This window comes from Paenibacillus woosongensis (assembly GCF_030122845.1).
Taxonomy (GTDB): Bacteria; Bacillota; Bacilli; order Paenibacillales; family Paenibacillaceae; genus Fontibacillus; species Fontibacillus woosongensis_A.
Map to the genome: position 1 here is coordinate 3,037,524 of NZ_CP126084.1, position 17,198 is coordinate 3,054,721.

15 protein-coding genes are annotated in these 17,198 nt (G+C 48.2%); 5 read left to right on the top strand and 10 right to left on the bottom strand.

What is annotated here, in order from left to right; all coding sequences use genetic code 11:
• Positions 1–328: 328 nt before the first annotated feature.
• On the top strand, positions 329–1,783 hold the full coding sequence (locus QNH46_RS13880; protein ID WP_283924848.1) for a DHA2 family efflux MFS transporter permease subunit: 1,455 nt from the start codon (positions 329–331) through the stop codon (positions 1,781–1,783).
• 80 nt (positions 1,784–1,863) lie between these two features.
• On the opposite strand, the gene QNH46_RS13885 is transcribed toward QNH46_RS13880, so the two are convergent.
• Both QNH46_RS13885 and QNH46_RS13890 read right to left on the bottom strand, forming a co-directional pair.
• Positions 1,864–3,333 (bottom strand): stalk domain-containing protein, encoded by a 1,470-nt coding sequence (locus QNH46_RS13885; RefSeq protein WP_283924849.1) that lies wholly within the window; start codon positions 3,331–3,333, stop codon positions 1,864–1,866.
• A gap of 661 nt (positions 3,334–3,994) precedes the next feature.
• On the bottom strand, positions 3,995–4,267 hold the full coding sequence (locus QNH46_RS13890) for a DUF6809 family protein (RefSeq protein WP_213591989.1): 273 nt from the start codon (positions 4,265–4,267) through the stop codon (positions 3,995–3,997).
• A 271-nt stretch (positions 4,268–4,538) separates the two neighbouring features.
• Between QNH46_RS13890 and QNH46_RS13895 the strand changes: the two genes are divergently transcribed.
• Positions 4,539–4,718, top strand: a complete 180-nt coding sequence (locus QNH46_RS13895) for a helix-turn-helix domain-containing protein (protein ID WP_430691937.1) — start codon at positions 4,539–4,541, stop codon at positions 4,716–4,718.
• 493 nt (positions 4,719–5,211) lie between these two features.
• Here QNH46_RS13895 and QNH46_RS13900 read toward each other — a convergent pair whose 3' ends face one another.
• Both QNH46_RS13900 and QNH46_RS13905 read right to left on the bottom strand, forming a co-directional pair.
• Positions 5,212–5,937, bottom strand: coding sequence for a DUF5131 family protein (locus QNH46_RS13900; protein ID WP_283924851.1), 726 nt, complete (start codon positions 5,935–5,937; stop codon positions 5,212–5,214).
• A 56-nt stretch (positions 5,938–5,993) separates the two neighbouring features.
• Positions 5,994–7,097, bottom strand: a complete 1,104-nt coding sequence (locus tag QNH46_RS13905; protein WP_283924852.1) for a three-Cys-motif partner protein TcmP — start codon at positions 7,095–7,097, stop codon at positions 5,994–5,996.
• A gap of 403 nt (positions 7,098–7,500) precedes the next feature.
• Between QNH46_RS13905 and QNH46_RS13910 the strand changes: the two genes are divergently transcribed.
• Together QNH46_RS13910 and QNH46_RS13915 are read left to right on the top strand one after the other, a co-directional pair.
• Positions 7,501–7,977 carry a hypothetical protein gene (locus QNH46_RS13910; protein ID WP_283924853.1) on the top strand — a complete coding sequence of 159 codons (477 nt, stop codon included), beginning with the start codon at positions 7,501–7,503 and terminating at the stop codon, positions 7,975–7,977.
• A 115-nt stretch (positions 7,978–8,092) separates the two neighbouring features.
• Positions 8,093–8,521, top strand: a complete 429-nt coding sequence (locus QNH46_RS13915; protein WP_283924854.1) for a VOC family protein — start codon at positions 8,093–8,095, stop codon at positions 8,519–8,521.
• 120 nt (positions 8,522–8,641) lie between these two features.
• Here QNH46_RS13915 and nrdF read toward each other — a convergent pair whose 3' ends face one another.
• The 6 genes from nrdF to QNH46_RS13945 all read right to left on the bottom strand — a co-directional run bounded on the left by nrdF (position 8,642) and on the right by QNH46_RS13945 (position 15,417).
• Positions 8,642–9,637, bottom strand: coding sequence for a class 1b ribonucleoside-diphosphate reductase subunit beta (gene nrdF, locus QNH46_RS13920; RefSeq protein WP_283924855.1), 996 nt, complete (start codon positions 9,635–9,637; stop codon positions 8,642–8,644).
• A 50-nt stretch (positions 9,638–9,687) separates the two neighbouring features.
• Positions 9,688–11,805 (bottom strand): class 1b ribonucleoside-diphosphate reductase subunit alpha, encoded by a 2,118-nt coding sequence (gene nrdE / locus QNH46_RS13925; RefSeq protein WP_283928439.1) that lies wholly within the window; start codon positions 11,803–11,805, stop codon positions 9,688–9,690.
• Positions 11,753–12,163 (bottom strand): class Ib ribonucleoside-diphosphate reductase assembly flavoprotein NrdI, encoded by a 411-nt coding sequence (gene nrdI / locus QNH46_RS13930; protein WP_155612810.1) that lies wholly within the window; start codon positions 12,161–12,163, stop codon positions 11,753–11,755. The genes nrdE and nrdI overlap by 53 nt, the downstream gene beginning before the upstream one ends.
• Positions 12,164–12,415: 252 nt before the next feature.
• On the bottom strand, positions 12,416–13,456 hold the full coding sequence (locus tag QNH46_RS13935) for a FecCD family ABC transporter permease (protein ID WP_283924856.1): 1,041 nt from the start codon (positions 13,454–13,456) through the stop codon (positions 12,416–12,418).
• Positions 13,457–14,512 carry a FecCD family ABC transporter permease gene (locus QNH46_RS13940; RefSeq protein WP_283924857.1) on the bottom strand — a complete coding sequence of 352 codons (1,056 nt, stop codon included), beginning with the start codon at positions 14,510–14,512 and terminating at the stop codon, positions 13,457–13,459.
• 71 nt (positions 14,513–14,583) lie between these two features.
• Positions 14,584–15,417: a sensor histidine kinase gene (locus QNH46_RS13945; protein WP_283924858.1), complete on the bottom strand. Its 834-nt coding sequence runs from the start codon at positions 15,415–15,417 to the stop codon at positions 14,584–14,586.
• A 169-nt stretch (positions 15,418–15,586) separates the two neighbouring features.
• Between QNH46_RS13945 and QNH46_RS13950 the strand changes: the two genes are divergently transcribed.
• A complete protein-coding gene (locus tag QNH46_RS13950; RefSeq protein WP_283924859.1) occupies positions 15,587–17,197 on the top strand; it encodes a spore germination protein in 1,611 nt (536 codons plus the stop codon).
• Position 17,198 lies beyond the last annotated feature (1 nt).

The window sequence follows — 17,198 nt, forward strand, 5'->3', positions numbered from 1 at the left end:
CGGTAGTCCGGTCGATGGATTTATGGTTAAATCCCTATCTGATTACTAAGATTTATTGAACATACTACCCTCCCCATGGCCTGGTGTCAACCATTTTTTCACAAAAATTTCATGGTTTTCAGTGCTTATCGGCGCATTAATGAAGCTAATTCTTCACATTGACAGCCCCTGCACGAACTGCTACGATAAGACTCAATTTAAGAGCATTTCGTAAGTTTTCGACCGGACGTCCGGAGACATCGGCTGCGCGCATTGGCAGCCCATGTCTCTTTTTTATTTGCTATACGCCCGCCCTCGTTTAAAACATGGATAGCAAGGAGTGATTGCATTGCGACAGCAGCCTGTGCTCTATGTCCTCATCCTCGGCTCATTCATCTCCGTCTATAACACCTGCTCGATGAACGTCGGCCTGCCGGCCTTTATCGATATTTTCGATTCCGATCTGGCGACGGTTCAATGGCTGATGACCGGCTTCACTTTAGCGACTGGTGTGATCATTCCGCTTAGCGGCTATTTGGGCGACCGGTTCAGCCATAAGCAAGTATTCCTGTATTCGATCGCCGGATTGATGGCCAGCTCGGCCCTATGCGCAGTCTCTTGGAGCATTTACAGCCTGATTGCGTTCCGCATACTGCAGGGCGTCTTTTGCGGGATCATTCAACCGGTGACGCTGACGATTATTTTTCAGGCCATTCCGAAGCAGCAGCGCAACGTCGCCCTAAGTTTCTGGTCGGCCTCCAGCATTCTCGGCCCGGCGCTGGCGCCCACGATCAGCGGCTGGCTGCTCGGGCATAACTGGCACTGGATGTTTCTTGTCCTTGTCCCGGTAAGCATCCTCACCTTATGGATGGGCGTGAAATGGATTCCCCGCGACCTGCCTTCCGCTTCAGGCCCGCTGGATCGCCTGGGACTGATGTATGCGGTATGCGGAAGCCTGGCTCTGCTGCTCTATTTCAGCAACATTCATCAGTGGGGCCTCTGGTCCTACCGCTCCGCCTTTGTGCTGATCCTTGGCCTCGCCTCTTCCCTGTTATTCGTCCGGCACGAACTGCGGGTCAAAGCGCCGCTGCTGCATCTGCGTCTTTTTCGGAGCCGTATCTTTATGTCGAGCATCCTGGTCTCTGCCATACTGATCATCGGGCTGTACTCGGGTATTTATTTTGTCCCGCTGTATTTACAGGAAATCCACCGGATGTCCCCCTTTGAAGTGGGACTGCTGCTGCTCCTGCCCTCCCTGAGCTCAGGCGCGGCGACACTGCTCGCCGGTGCCTTGTACCCGCGGATCGGTGCGTTCCGCCTGGTCATTGCCGGGGCGGTTCTCATCGTTCTGGCCTCCTGGCAATTCAGCTTTCTGGCGCTCGATACGAGCCTGGCCTACGTCGCATTCTGGATGGCGGTCCGCTATATCGGCATCGGCCTGTCGATGACCCCGGCGATGAATGCAGGGATGCATGCCGCTGCGGCGGAATGGTATAGCCATGCATCGGCGTTGATTAACTGGCTGCGGCAAATTTTTGGCGCTCTGGCCCTGGGCTTGTTCACCTCGCTGTTCTATGCGCGTCAGAACCTCCATACTGCCGTGCTGCAGCAATCGGCCGCCACCCCCAGTGCTGAATGGATTCGCCTGTCCGCCTACACTTTAGGCATTGATGACTCCTTTGTTGTTGCGGCCCTGCTTGTGCTGCTCAGCGTGCCCCTAGCCCTGCTGCTGCGGGAGAAGCGCAGAGATAAGGAGGGGCGGGAGGAGCCTTCCCTCGCCCCTTCGGCTCAGACCCGGGTGTAGGCTCCGTCTGATGGCGATCTGTTCACTTTAAAAAAAGGACACCCTCGTTATGATGAGGATGTCCTTCTTACCTTCCTATCTTATGGATTCGGCAGCTCAATTCGGACCGTATGCTGCTCCTTGGCCCAGTTCACCTTGGCTCCCAGCGCCTCGGCAATGAAACGCAGCGGCACCATCGTCGTATAGTTTTCGTTGAACGGCCTTATGTTGTCTGCGACTTTTTTTCCATTGATTGTCGTCTCCATCGTATAGAAATGAATGGCGATATTCATGCTTCCTTTACTCACGGTAACCGTTTTCGTTTGATCCATCCAGGTTACCTTAGCGCCCAAATGCTCAAAGACACCGCGCAGTGGTACATAGCTCACATTGTTCACAAGTGCTGGCGGATAAGTGAAGTCCAGATTCTCGCCGTTGATCTCGACGCGAATGGAATCCTCGACGAGCTGCGGCTTGGACGGCTTGTTTGATCCGCCGTAATAATTCCATTTCATCACTGTACCGTCGCTCAGCAGCGCATACTGCTCCTGCATGGTCGTATTCGCCAGATCAATTGCATTTGTGATGCCTTCAACCTGAACAGCTGTATACTCGGTCTCATCCAAAAAGCTGTCCCACACCCATACCGTGCCATCCTGCTTGATGCTGCTAAACGTCGAGAAGCTGCCCCCTTCCAACCGCGTGAGTTGGTCAGCATGCTTCACTTTTGTGGGACTTAATAAGTCGCCCGCTGTAGGGTATGTTTTAGAGCTTTTCCATATGGCAACCGTGCCATCTTCCAGCAGTGCTGCAGCCTTCTGGCTTCCTGTCGCAACAGCTATTGCCTTACCCATCGCATCGCCTTGTACTGTAATCGGTTCCCATTGGCGATCAGGATTCATGTCCGTCACGGCCGATCCGGTGATCCAGACCTGGCCATCCTTGTCTAGGGCACTGGCTGTCAAATGACCTGTAGCAATGGCCTGAATGGCAGGGATCCCCTCCAGCTTCGCAGGTACAGGTGACGGTGTATGTACACTGTTCTTTCTCCCCCATTGCCAGACCGTCCCATCCGCACCAAGCGCCAAGCTCTGACTACCGTTCGCTGAAATAGCGACAATATTGTCCAAACCTGTAACTTGAACCGGTTCAAGAACAGGTTGATACGAGGTCATACCGATGCCAAGCTGTCCATCGCTATTGTCTCCGGTGGCCCACACCGTGCCATCTTTTCGCAAAATCAGCGTATGCATGTGCCCGCCCGCGATATCCTTCACCTCGTCAATATGCATCCGCACCGGGGTCTTGACCGGAACGATCGAGCCGTTGCCCAGCAATCCCCGGTCTCTCATTCCTCCCCATGCCCAAGCGGTTCCGTCCTTCTTAATCGCATATACGGCATAGTCCCCCGCTGAGATCGCCACGACATCGGATAACCATTTCCCTTTCTGACTCGGCATCTGCTCCGTTTGGGCTGCTTGAGCAGTAAGAGGCATAAGCATGGTCAGAGACAGCAGTATCCCCGCGAGAACTGCTCGGCGGCGTCCAAATTTCCCGCGCTTCATAAGCATTGAATCTCTCCTCACTACTTACAATAATTTCTTGCTATGAGAAATATGACGCGGACTGCTGCTAAAAGTTTCTGCACAACCTATGAGGCCGTCCCAAAAGCAATCTTTGGAACACCATCACCAGCACAACAATTTGCGGAACGGCCGGCTGCCCTTGATCCTTGATGTGACCAAACACACTCTCCACCTCCTCTTTACGCCGAGCATGAATCGCGGATTTCACGTTCTAAATGGATTTATAGTAGTTAGTTTCTACGGCAAAGAAAGAAAAGCAGATTTAAATGGATTTCATGTCGTTAGAAGAAGGGAATTGTCCAACATAGGCTGGGTTCTTGATTTTAGGTGCATCAAACCCATCTACTCCCCTGAAACATTCGTTTAGAAGCATAATTAGATACATGAATTCCATTTAGTGTTCAAGTTCTATAGTTGATATAAGATGAGCTAAAGAACCGGATGCGGGCAAGGAGATTTTGATTCCTACTGAGAGGGACAGCTTTCTAAAAAGAAAGGGGTGCCCTCCGTCATCTAGGATGACTTCTGGGACAGCCCCTTGCCGCGGTTGCAGCGGTTATATCACTTGCGTGTATCATTGTATGTATCGGCTTTATGGATTTAGGCAAAAAGTCCGTTCTTTTTCAACGTACCTCCTAAGATCAAGCTACTCCTTCCCGTTCCATACCTCGATCATCATGGAAGCCCCCAGCTTAAAGCCCTGGACAAAGGTCTCCATATTGTGAATCGAATTCGACTCCCCTTGTAGATCCAGCATCGCTTCAAGCTGCCTGAAATCCTCCTCCGACAGCTTCTGCCTCCACATCTGCATCATCTCCGATATTTCGCGGTTTAACGCACGATATTTGGGATCGTTGGAAACGATCTGCTCGCCCGGGTACAGCTTTCCGTAATAGAGATCTTCCAAGAAGCTTTTCACTTGGCTGCCTCCTTTCTCTCATTACATTATATTGACTATCTAGTTTTCTAATTAATGATGCTTACTCAAACCTGACCATAAAAGAAAACAACATGGCGCCTGATTCTACGTTGTAATCGACTAAGCCAATTCCAAATTTTACTTCACAACCCAGAGTATATTTTAGCGATATTTTCGCTAAAAGTAAATAGCGAATAGCTCGCTAAAATATAATTTCTTTGAGGTGATTTTAGTGTATGAAAGAATTAGGAATTTACGAGAAGATAAAGACATGACTCAGACTCAAGTTGCCCAATATCTTAATTGCAGCCAACGGATTTACAGTAATTATGAGCGTGGTGAGGTTGATATACCTACGAGGATATTAATTAAATTGGCAGATCTTCACAATACAAGTACGGATTATCTTTTGAATAGAACGAATAGGAAAGAGCCTTATTATAAAGATTGAATACCCTAGAGTATACTATTAATCGAAAGAATACACTTAACCATTTCGGGCGAATATCGTACTAAGTCAGGTACTACAATAATAAATAATCTTATAAAGAGTTAGACTCCGCTAGATTAGTCTACTCCAACAAAGAAGTCAGGAACATGTTTCTGTATACATGTGTATGTTTATTTTAAAGCCAACTTAAATTTACTATAAACAGTATTTATCATGTATTTCATAAACCGTTCTATCGGGCCTTTAAATAAACCAATTTTGAGTGGATGAGTTGTTTTGGAGACGTCCTAGACGATTTTCTCGGAAATATATATAGATGTAGTGGAGTTTTTATTCAATACAGTACCAATAATATTTACTTGAAAATTTTTAACGAGATCGACCAATGATACTAACACTTCCAGTAGCCATTTAAATATCAATTCCTAACTTTATTCATAAAACGCCGGGGTCTTCCCCCGGCGCTTATGTATGAAGCGTCACTTTTGAATATTCAATTCGCAAGTATATCGTTAGATGGGTATTCGTCCCAAAACTGACCATCCAAAAGACGTCCATTTCGAAACTTTTGAACTCCGCCCCATTGTTTAAAAAAGAAGGCGACTTTTTGTTCTTGACATTGATCTCTTATGTCTCTTACCCATTCTTCCTCCATCGGTCGAGCTTTCGGCCCCGACTCTCCACCTACAATGACCCAGTGTATCCCTCTTAAGTCTAATTTCGAAAGGGAGCCTAGGAGAGGTTCACATGAAAGAAATTTGATCTTAGCATCGGTTTCTCTTAAATGATCTACCCGATGAATCACTTTTTCATTTTCCACACTAACCCCCTGCCAGATGTTATTCGTCCATTGTAACTTAGGGGCAAGCTCCTTTAAGCGTTCTGATCTTTTCGTAAGAATTTGGAATGTGTGCCATGAGGCAAGGTTCATGGTATGAAATATAGAGAAAATAAATTCATCGGGAATGTCCTCATGGAACATATCTGACATTGAATTTACAAATATTTTACGTGGTTTTTTCCACTTTAAAGGAAGATCAATCAGGTCGTGGTGTAAGGTTACATTAAACCCGTTTTTATATCTAGGATTGTTCATGGCTACGAGTCTTTTGGACATTGCTAGGGCATAACAGTTTTTGCATCCTTGAGATACCTTTGTACAGCCTGTAACAGGATTCCAAGTTGCCTCGGTCCATTCAATTTGTGAATTTGCTGCCATTTTTTCACTCCTTTCTGTCTAGATTATAACACACAAAAATGGAACAAGTGTTCTTTTTATGGGAATTCAATTATAGTTCCCTCAGGATACCCTCTTTTCGTTTTCCTTGAACTTTTAACGACTTTAACTTCACCAGCCCTCTCCATTGGGGCTAACGTATTGGTTTTAACATGGGATCTTTTAAATGGAGTTTCGCACACAACGTAATCTTCGATACGTTCAATGGTTACCTGTTTCCCTGAAAATTTATCTTTTAATAAGCTCTTTAAATAGCTATAGTCTGGTTCGTTTCCGAACAAAACACCTTGGTCAGGATTCGTTGCATCTGAAAAAGTAAAGCTGCCTCCCTGATCCACGGACCACATTGCATCTTTCATCTTCTCTAATCCGAGTTTGTGATTAGTCCCGTAAAAAAGAAAATACTTCGTTGAATTTCTTCTTCCTTTCATTTCGAATGATCTTACATAACGAGCAGCTCGTTCTTCAAGCTGTTTTTGATAAAAACTATGTATGGTTGCTTTTCTAGCAGCTGGTTCTAGCATGTCTAGGTTGAGTTCTCTCCATTCCTCCGTCCCAAACAATCTATTCATTACTTTTTCCTGACCATCTCTAGTTATGAACCTATTAATAAATTCATACATGAAATTTATAAATACTTCACATTTGGGATGACTCATCAATTTTTGAATTAGTTCAAAAGGCAAATTGTAGCCAAACGGATCAATAAATAAAAAGGCGGGGGCCAGTTTGGCATTGTCCTCTTCAAGGCTCTTCCAAATATCATTTCCGACTTCCTCGAAAGTTGAATTGATAACTTCATATACAATATGCTTAGGAAGGTGAAGTTGCTTTATTTTATTCTCTAAATGATGTGCTCTAGTGGAATCTTGTTCAATAAAGAAAAAAACAATCTCAGGTTTTTTCCAATTATGTTTTTCACAATATCCCAGAAAATTCATTCCTTCTCTTAGCGCAATGATGGGTGAACCTTCTTCCCCATTATCGTACTCGCCAGGGCCAGAAAATCCATCTAAAAACAGTATCCTTTCATTGTATCGCCCCATAATTGGAAACCAGGCTTTTAAATAGTTACGTAATATAATGTGCTTCGCTTGGGTGTGAGCCTCCAGCTCCCATAGTTTTTCTTTTGGTTGGCTCATATGACTCTCCTCCTATTGTTTTCAATTTGAATACTAGTTATATTTTACCATTCGCTTTAAAATCCCTTCCGATCATATGTTCTAATCTAGTAGAGTTTGAATCACAACTGTCTCCTCAAGTCGAATTCTAAAGCAAAAATATACCCTGCTGTACATGAGTCCCCCCGTTAATCAAAGTTATTGACATAACTCATGATCATGCAACAGTATCTCCCTGGGATTACTATCTCAAACTCAGTATCTTTTCTGATCGCCGACGTGCTTACCTTAAATTTTCTTTTAGCAATATGCTAGAGATAAACAACTGAATTTGTGTTACAATAGTCTTTTGTGAAATCATGGATAGAGAGGGATTAACGTGAAACTGAAGCATTTTATTGTTCTTATCTTATGTATCGTAACAATGGCAATAGGGTTAGTTGGGTGTAATTCAAATGAAGAAAAATTTGTGCAAAAGGAATTTTACGGAATATCGTTTAAGATTCCTGCTGAATGGGGAGAACCAGCTGGGGAAAGTAAGGATAATATCGCATACAGCCTTGGATTGAACGGGCCAACTACAAGTATTTTTTACATATATGCTTTCCCAAAAGAGACATACAAAAGCAAATTCTATAATGAAGAAGAAAAAACATACAAAGGCGTATTTGAACTCACCTCAGAAGAAAATTTAAATAACAAGTTAAAACTCAAGATCATGAACGTGAGTAATAAAGATTATATTGTAAGGGATGAATCGTCCCCAAAAAATCTTATTCTACTTTCATTTGTAGAAACAAAGGATCATGTTTTAGAGGTAACTATGGAAATTCCAGAAGAATACTATGAAAATAACAAAAAGTTTATTCACTCCATTTATAACAGTATTAGAAAAAAATAATTAAGATCGTTTTCGACCTCACGATATTTAAAATTCAACATAATTTATTTTCATTCTGCCAAATGCTACAATAAGGAAGTCAAGCATCATCCCAATCCAATAAGGAGTGTGGCAAATGGCTGTTGATGTGTATTTCAATTTTAATGGGAACTGCCGCGAAGCTGTAGAGTTCTACGCCGATGTATTTAACACCGGAGCACCGCATATCATGACCTTTGCAGAAGCGCCGCCGAATCCGGGGTACAAGCTTCCCGATGAAGCGAAAGATCTAGTCATGCACGCACGCATCAACATTAAAGGAAGCAACGTGATGTTCTCCGATGTATTTCCGGGAATGCCTTACGTGCAGGGCAACAATATCACCCTAGCCTTCATCAGCGATGATCTGGAAGAGGTCAAGTCCGTGTTCCATAAATTAAAGGAAGGCGGCACGGTGAATATGGAGCTGCAGGAGACGTTCTGGAGCAAATGTTATGGCAGTGTTAAGGACAAGTTCGGCACCGAGTGGCAGATCAGCCACGACAGCGGCGAAAATGCCATGTAAACGATCGACTGAGCCAGCCAACACATTCATATCATAATTCATGCACCAAAAAACAAACATCCCATCACACGCCTAGTGTAATGGGATGTTCTTTGTTAACCGCAAGTACAGCAAATGCGATTACCAGATATTCGATTCCTTCACCCTCTGGTCGAGGAATGCAAAGTCATCGTCACGCAGCGGCTCGACCGTACCTTTCTGGTACCCCTTACCCTTCGTGGAGAAGAAGTCATGCGTACTCGTCTCTGTGCGAATTCCGTTCAGCACCACCGGGTTGATCTCTTCCTCTTCAAAGGCCGGCTCGATGCCCAGGTTCATTAACGCTTTGTTCGCGTTGTAACGAATATACTTCTTCACTTCATGAGTCAAGCCAATCGGATCGTACAGTTCCTCAGTATATTCCAGCTCATTCTTGTACAGATCCATCAGCAGGTCGTTCACGAACTTCTCAGCAATCTCCTGCTCCTCTGCGTTCAATTGCTGGAAGACTTCCTGTGCAAGCAGGCCGACGAACACACCGTGCACACTCTCGTCACGGATGATCAGCTTGATGATCTCCCCGCTCGCCACCATTTTCCCTTGCCCCGCCAAATACAGCGGATAGAAGAACCCGGAGTAGAACAGGAAGCTCTCCAGGAAGACCGAGGCGACCATGGCCTGATACAGGCTCAACTGCTCGCCCTGATCGATATTCCGATAATAGGAATCAATTCGGTGCGTCTTGTACTGCAAATATTTATTGCTGCGTACCCACTGGAAGGTTTCACTGATCATTTCACTGCTGGCCACGGTTGTAAAAATCGTGCTGTAGCTCTTGGCATGGATTTCCTCCATCGCCGCCTGAAAAATCAGGATCGCCTTCTTCTGCTTCCCTTCCACATGCTGCGCAATCAGCGGCATGCCGACGTTCCCCTGCTCTGTGTCGAGCAGCGTCAAGCCGCCCAACACTTTCATGAATGTATTCTTCTCTGCGCTGCTCAGCTCGGTCCAGGACTTCAGGTCCTTGGATACCGGAATTTCCGTGTCCAGCCAAAATTGTGACGTATTTTGCGTCCACAGCATTTCCGTATAATCCGCTTCCGGCGCATTCCAGTTCACCGCTTCAAACTTCGTCATTCTTCGCTTTCCTCCTAGCTGCAACTCTAACATACAAGCCGTCTATCCATTTAAATAACGCAGCTGATGCACTCTTCGATCGTTCTTTTTCTCGTGCGAGTGTAATAGAGGGTCTTCAGCCCTTTTTTCTGCGCATAAATATAGTATTTCGCCAAGTCTCTTGTCGTCAGGTTATCCTTCACATACAGAATCGTGGAAATCGCCTGGTCGATATGCACCTGTACTTCGGCTACGAGATCGATCAGGTTGAACATATCCATATCGTAAGCTTCTTTATAGTAGAAGTAATTGCTTTCGTTCAGGAATGGCATCGGGTAGATCGTCTTGGAATCGCCGTATTCCCGCTCTTCAATGCGCTGCGTAATCGGGGCAATTGAAGCCGTCGACGACTGCAGATACGAAATCGAGCCCGTCGGCGCAATCGCCAGGCGATAAGCATGGTACAGCCCGTGCTTCATCGTATCTTCCTTCAGCCGCAGCCAGTCCTCGCGGGTTGGAATATGCTGGCCGGCGAACAATGCCTTCACCTTATCGGTGCGCGGCGAGTAGTCATTGTCCTCATAACGCTTGAAATAAGCTCCGCTCGCATATTCGCTCTGCTCGAAGTCCTTGAACGTCACTTGTCTCTCCCGGGCGATCATCATCGAGCGCTCGATCGAATAGTAGTTCAGCATCATAAAGAACGTGCGCGCAAAATCAATCGCTTCCTTGGATTCGTAAGGAATATGGTTCAGCGCCAAAAATCCATGCAAATTCATCGCCCCAAGGCCGACGGAATGCAGCTCCCGATTCGCTTTGGCTACGGAAGGCACAATCTCCAGTTCGGTGCGGTCGCTGACCTCGGTCAGAGCGTCCATGGCCAGATGAACCGTCTCGCGCATCCGCTGGTTCTTCATCACGTTGACGATGTTTAGCGAGCCCAGGTTACAGGAAATGTCGCGCTGGATGACATCCTCCTGATTATAGTCGTTGATCGTCGACACTTCGCTCAGTTGCGCGATCTCGCTGCACAGATTGGAGAACTTCACGCGCCCGATATTCTTCAGGGCATGCTGTTCGTTCGTGTTATCCACGTACATGATGTACGGATAACCCGACTCCATTTGTGTTTGTGCAATTTTGATGATCAGATCGCGCGCCACGATTTTTTTCTTGCGTACCTTCGGGTTGTTTACGAGCTCATCGTACATCGCCGTCAAATCCATATCGTCCAGATGGACGCCGTATTCCTGGTAGACGGTATGCGGATAGAACAGATACATGTCCTTGTCCTGCTCCACAAGCTCGAAGAACTTGTTCGGCGCCACAACGCCAAGGGACAATGTTTTGATGCGGATTTTCTCGTCGCTGTTGATCTTCTTCGTATCCAGAAACTCGTGAATGTCCGCATGGAACAAATTGAGGTAGACGACGCCGCTGCCGTCCCGCTGGCCCAGCTGGTTCGCGTAAGAGAACGCATCCTCGAACAGCTTCATCACGGGCAGCACGCCGCTCGCTTTGCCGTCCAGGCCTTTGATTTGCTCGCCGGCTGCGCGGATTTTGCTGAGATTCAGGCTGACGCCGCCGCCGATTTTGCTGAGCTGCAGCGCGGAATTGATCGCAAACCCGATCGCGTTCATCGAGTCATCGACCTCCAGCAGGAAGCAGCTGACGAGTTCCCCGCGGCGCTTCTTGCCCGCATTCAGGAACGTTGGCGTAGCTGGCTGATACTCCTGGGAGATCAGGACATCTGCATATTCCCCGGCTTTCTTGATGTCGCCGCCGCCGAGAAACAGCGCCGTAACGGCGATGCGATCCTCATAACGTTCCAGGAACTTCGAGCCGTCATTCGTTTTCATCGCATAGTTATTATAAAATTTAAATGCGCTCATAAAGGAAGGGAAACGGAACTTGCGCGCATAGAGATCCTCGTACAGCTTCTTCACATCGGCGAAATCGTATTTGGCGAACAGCTCCGCCTCGTAGTAATCATGCTCGATCAGGTAATCGATTTTCTCCTTCAGGTCATGGAAGAACACGGTATTCTGATTCACGTAATCGACGAAATAGCTGCGTGCCGCCTCCAGATCCTTATGGAACTGGAACTGCCCGTTCTTCTGCACCATAATTTCATTGTTAAGCTGTATCCAATTGGGAATTTGCGTTTGTGAAACGGGTTGAGTTGGCATGAGTGTAGTCAATTTGCTTAACCTCCTGTATAAATCTCTCGACATCCTTCTTGGTGCCGCTAAGCTCGAATTTCATCAATAAAGGGACCGAGTACATCTGTGCAACCTGATCCCCGGCCAGTCCGTAGCGAACGCCCCAGTTCGTATTGCCGCTTGCGGCAACGCCCTGCAGCAGCTCCCCGTTGTCCTCCAGAAATTTCAGGGTCGATTGAGGAACCTGGCCAAAGCCTGTCGTATATGTAATGAGTACAAATGGCCGATCAACGACCAAGCCGTCTCGAATCTGGACATGCTCTACATCCAGCTTGCTGACAAATCGTTTGACGTTACCCGTCTTCGAATCATAAACCACGAGCATTGCTTTTCCCTCCCGTAAAGAAATAGCCCACCCGCAGGAGATGAGCCATCGGCAGCATCATTCAAATTGGAGTAATTCCTAATCCTCCAAGCGTTACACTATATATGGTGTGCAAAGTCCGATGTTAATACAAAATATAGTGCGTGTTTGTAATATACCTGTTTTCCCAAAATTAATCAAGGGCTATTTCTCCAATCAAAAAAGCTGTGACCTCCCGCTTGTTTCTCCCGGGCAAGCCACAGCTTCTGCAATTCAACCTTTAACTTTTGACAGCAAATAGAGGAAATACGGGGCCCCAATAACGGCCACAACGATGCCTGTTGGAATCTCCGTAGGCTGCATCAGCCAGCGCCCGATCGTATCGGCAACGATGACGAGCAGCGCGCCGGTCATAGCCGATGCCGGCAGCAGCAGCTCATGCTTCGGTCCGACAAGCCGCCTCGCCAAGTGGGGCGCGATCAGGCCGACGAAGCCGATACCGCCGCTAACCGCAACGGACGATCCAGCCAGTCCAACCGCAACCGCCAACAGCAGCAGCCGCTCCTTCTCCACCGGTATGCCAAGCCCTGTTGCCGAATTCTCTCCCAGGTTCAGAATGTTCATCACCCGGGCTTTGTAGAACGCCAACGGAAGCAGCACGACGATCCATGGCAGCAGTGCAAGCACGAATTTCCAGTTGGAGCCCCAAATGCTGCCCGCCAGCCACGTCGCCACAAACTGATATTTCTGCGGATCAAGCTTCAGCGTCAGCACGATCATTGCCGAGCTGATTCCAGCCGCTACGCCAATCCCGGTAAGAATGAGCCTTGTCGGTGACACGCCTTCATTCCGCTTATACGACAGAGCGTAGATGAGCGCAGCCGTCAACCCCGATCCAAGAAGCGCAAGCAGCGGAAGCAGAAATACGGAGCGAAACGATGTCGTTGGAAAAAAGGAAACATAAAGCATCACCATCAGCCCTGCGCCGGCGTTGATGCCAAGGATGCCCGGATCCGCCAGCGGATTGCGGGATATCCCCTGCAGGATGCAGCCTGAGACGGCCAGCCCGGCACCGATGAGCACGGAAATGACGATGCGCGGGAGCCGAAAGTCGAACAAGATTAGCGATTGCTTATCGGTTCCCATGCCGAACAGTGTCTTGAGCACGTCAAGCGGCGACAGCCGGATGAACCCTGTGTTCATACTCACAATAAAAGCACAGACGATCAGAATGCCCAAAATCGTCATCACTAAGATGCCGCGCTGCGTTCTGCGTTTGCCAGAAGCCTGAGATAATCCCTGTATTGGTTCCATCTATAACTCCCTCCTCTCTTTGCGTGCGAGATAGAGGAAGAAGGGCACGCCGATTAACGCGATAAGGGCGCCCAGCGGCGTTTCCGCCGGGGCATTGATCATTCTCGCCGCCAGATCGGCAAAGACAACCAGCAGGCTCCCAAGGATGGCCGAGCAAGGGATGATTGTCCGGTAATCGACGCCAACCAGAAACCGGGTCAAATGGGGGATAATCAGCCCGATAAAACCGACAGAACCGACGACAGCCACTGACGAACCCGCCAGGATGAGCACGATCACCGTCCCTGCCAGCTTGACCAGCCCTGTCCGCTGCCCGAGACCCACAGCCACCTCTTCCCCGAGGCTTAGCATCGTAATCGAACGCGACAGCATCATCGCGCCGAGCAGCGCGCCTCCAATCCAGGGAAGCATGATTTTCAATTGAAACCATTTTGTTCCGGCCACACCGCCCGCGTACCAGAAGGCCAGGTCCTGGCCAACCCGGAAATACAGCGCAACGCCTTCGCTCAGAGCTACCAGCAAAGCGCTGACCGCTGCCCCGGCCAACACAAGACGCACGGGAGTGACCCCTCCCTTAGCCAGCGAACTGATCCCGAAGACCAGTCCTGCGCCCGCTCCTGCGCCCAGGAAGGAATATAAAATGAGCATATTAAACGATAGCCCCGGAAAAAAAGCAAAGCATATAGCCAGAGCAAAGCCTGCGCCTGAATTAAGGCCGAGCAGCCCGGAATCCGCCATCGGATTGCGGGTCATTCCCTGCATCAACGCACCGGCAACGGCGAAGCCTGCACCGACCAAGACTCCGCCAAGTACACGGGGCAGGCGTATTTCCTGAATGATTTGATGCTGCGTCAGCTCTGGATTGTAGCGGAACACCGCTTCCCATACCGTCATGAAATCAATGTCCGCCGCTCCAAATGAAACCGATAGTATAATTCCAAATATTAAAGCGGCGATTCCCCCGAAAAGGATCAAAGAGACGACAAGCGGTCTTGTTCGCGGCTTCAGGTTACGCAGATTTCGCCCCGTCTTTGTTGTTTCAACTATTTCAGCCATGTGTAGTTCTCCCTATACTGATACAATGATACTGATAATCGTTCTCATTATATGTCTTGCGTCGATACTCGTCAAGGTATCGGCTGTTTTTGAATGATGACCATCGTTTGCTCGCCGTTCCGTTCAATCTCTAACCTCCACCCCATCATGGCCGCCCGATCCTGCATCATCTTAATGCCATAGCTATGGCTGCCTGGATGGCCGTGCATGTCAAAACCAACCCCGTCGTCAGTAACGGAACACGCCCAACCTGCGTCCGTAAGATGTCCTTCAATATGAACTTCTTTCGCTCTCGCATGCTTATGGATGTTAAACAGCGATTCACGGATCAAAGCAAGCAGCTCGACCTTATCCCGAACCGTTAATTGCTCTTCCGGAATGTCCCAGCACAAGTGAATATGCAGATCCGTTTCTTGTTTAAGCTCCCCGATCAAGCTGTCGATCCCCTGCATCCAAGAGACGGAATCTGGAGCTGCCGGATGGCGCAAATTCGCGATCGCTTCGCGAACATAGGTATTCGTACGGTGAATATTGTTCTTCAACTTCTCAAAGGTTACATGGTCGTTCACCTGAGCCTTCTCGATTTTGCTCACCTGGGCATTTAAAAGAAATAAGGACTGCGCGATGCCGTCATGGATTTCCCTGGCGATCTTCTCCCGTTCCTCTAAGGCGGCCTTATGCGCCTTCGCCTCATTCAGTTCCTGCTGAATTTGCTCCATCATCTTGAACAACTGAGTCAGCAGGAGAACCGATACCAGGAATACGATGGCCGGGGTCAGCCAGTTCCCCAGCTCCATCGAAATGACGGACAATAAATATTCGTGCCGAACGAACTCCCAGATCCCGATCGTTATTGTAGGAATGGCAAGAATCAGATATTTGATTTGCTGATAGGTTATTTTCATATATGCCTCCATTCCAATCTAATTCCCCCTGTCACTAGCCTCCCCGCCTTGTCCGCTGAAGATCATCCCTCATTATAATAACAGTTTACAAGAGAGATGCGGAATAAAATATCGGCATTATGCAAATCTTTATATTACCTGCAGATTCCAACAAGGAGGAGCCGAGCACATGTCATTTTGGATCAAACTGCTGCGAAGATCACGCAAAAACAATAGCCACGTTCGACTCCCCGAACACGTGCATAAAGCAATTCCCGCTAGTTCTTCTGTAGGCGGCGATGCTTCTCCTTCCAGAAATGATGGGCGGGAGGATGAACGCGTGCCCTGGATGAAGCAGCAGCTCGCTAATTGTTCGGATATCGTCTTTCGCGAATTCAAGATCAAAGCAGGCTATCGTTGTACACTGATATATATAAGGAGTACGGTGGACCAGACGACCATTCAAGATGTCATCCTCCGCGGGCTGCTGGACTACAGCGGATCCGAGGACAACGGGCTTATTCGTTATCTATTTGACGACCAGGCGATCTCTGTCTCCGAAATCAAAATCGTCACGGAGACAAGCGAGGCCCTCAAAACCGTTCTTAGTTTCGGAATCGTACTGATGATTGAGGGAGAATCCCGGATCATGACTTTCCCTTCCGCTTCTTCCTTATCTACCCGGGCGATTGAAGAAGCGCCGAACGAGTCGGTCATCCGCGGTCCGAGGGAAGCCTTTAATGAAAGCCTGGATACGAGTCTATCGCTGGTCCGCAGAAGATTGAAGAGCAAAAATTTAAAGACAGAAGAGCTTAATCTGGGCTCCGAGACCAATACGAGATTCGTCATCGCTTACATTGAAGGCATCTGCAAGCCAGAGCTCGTTCAGGAAATCAAGCGAAGACTATCCTATCTCGAGATTGATGCGGTCTTAGGTTCATCCACCTTAGAGGAGACCATAGAGGACTCGCCTTATTCTCCATTTCCGCAAATTGAGTATACGGAGCGGCCTGACATCGTCAGCGCTTCGCTGCTGGAAGGACGCGTTGGGATCATCGTTGATGGAACCCCCTCCGCGATTTTGGCGCCGGTTACACTGCCGATGCTTCTGCAGACGTCAGAAGATTATTTTCAAAGGTATATCGCCGCCACCTGGATCCGCTGGATCAGGTACCTGTTTCTGTTTGTTTCCCTGCTGCTGCCGTCGCTGTACATCGCCATTACGACATTCCACCCGGAAATGATCCCTTACAAGCTGTTAATGACCATCGCTGCAGCTAGAGAAATCGTGCCCTTTCCCGCCTTCGTAGAAGCGTTCATCATGGAATTATCCTTCGAAGCGCTGCGGGAAGCCTCCATTCGCATTCCTAAATCGATTGGCCAAGCTGTTTCGATTATTGGCGCACTGATTATCGGTACAGCGGCGGTACAAGCAGGGATCGTCTCGGCGGCCATGGTCATTATTGTCTCTCTGACCGGTATCGCCTCCTTCATGATCCCGCATTTTGACCTTGGACTGTCAATCCGGCTGCTCCGCTTTCCGATTATGGCGCTGGCATCGATGCTTGGCCTGTTCGGCATCACCTGCGGATTGATCATCTTATACATTCATTTGCTTAACCTCAAATCGCTCGGAGTGCCCTATTTATACCCGTTCACCCCGCTAGTCAAAGCGGATTTGAACGATACACTAGTGCGTGCCCCATGGTGGGCTATGCGGAACCGGCCTGAAGCCTTGACCCGCAACGAACAACGCCTGAAGAAAAACCCTCGCGGCTGGGTAAAACAGAAGGAGGATTGAG

Coding starts and splice junctions, on each gene's coding strand:
- QNH46_RS13885 (WP_283924849.1), bottom strand. CDS start 3,333: ATGCTTATGAAGCGCGGGAAATTTGGACGCCGCCGAGCAGTTCTCGCG.
- QNH46_RS13940 (WP_283924857.1), bottom strand. CDS start 14,512: ATGGCTGAAATAGTTGAAACAACAAAGACGGGGCGAAATCTGCGTAAC.
- QNH46_RS13900 (WP_283924851.1), bottom strand. CDS start 5,937: ATGGCAGCAAATTCACAAATTGAATGGACCGAGGCAACTTGGAATCCT.
- QNH46_RS13935 (WP_283924856.1), bottom strand. CDS start 13,456: ATGGAACCAATACAGGGATTATCTCAGGCTTCTGGCAAACGCAGAACG.
- QNH46_RS13895 (WP_430691937.1), top strand. CDS start 4,539: ATGACTCAGACTCAAGTTGCCCAATATCTTAATTGCAGCCAACGGATT.
- QNH46_RS13950 (WP_283924859.1), top strand. CDS start 15,587: ATGTCATTTTGGATCAAACTGCTGCGAAGATCACGCAAAAACAATAGC.
- QNH46_RS13915 (WP_283924854.1), top strand. CDS start 8,093: ATGGCTGTTGATGTGTATTTCAATTTTAATGGGAACTGCCGCGAAGCT.
- nrdE (WP_283928439.1), bottom strand. CDS start 11,805: ATGCCAACTCAACCCGTTTCACAAACGCAAATTCCCAATTGGATACAG.
- nrdF (WP_283924855.1), bottom strand. CDS start 9,637: ATGACGAAGTTTGAAGCGGTGAACTGGAATGCGCCGGAAGCGGATTAT.
- QNH46_RS13910 (WP_283924853.1), top strand. CDS start 7,501: ATGGCAATAGGGTTAGTTGGGTGTAATTCAAATGAAGAAAAATTTGTG.
- QNH46_RS13905 (WP_283924852.1), bottom strand. CDS start 7,097: ATGAGCCAACCAAAAGAAAAACTATGGGAGCTGGAGGCTCACACCCAA.
- QNH46_RS13945 (WP_283924858.1), bottom strand. CDS start 15,417: ATGAAAATAACCTATCAGCAAATCAAATATCTGATTCTTGCCATTCCT.
- nrdI (WP_155612810.1), bottom strand. CDS start 12,163: ATGCTCGTGGTTTATGATTCGAAGACGGGTAACGTCAAACGATTTGTC.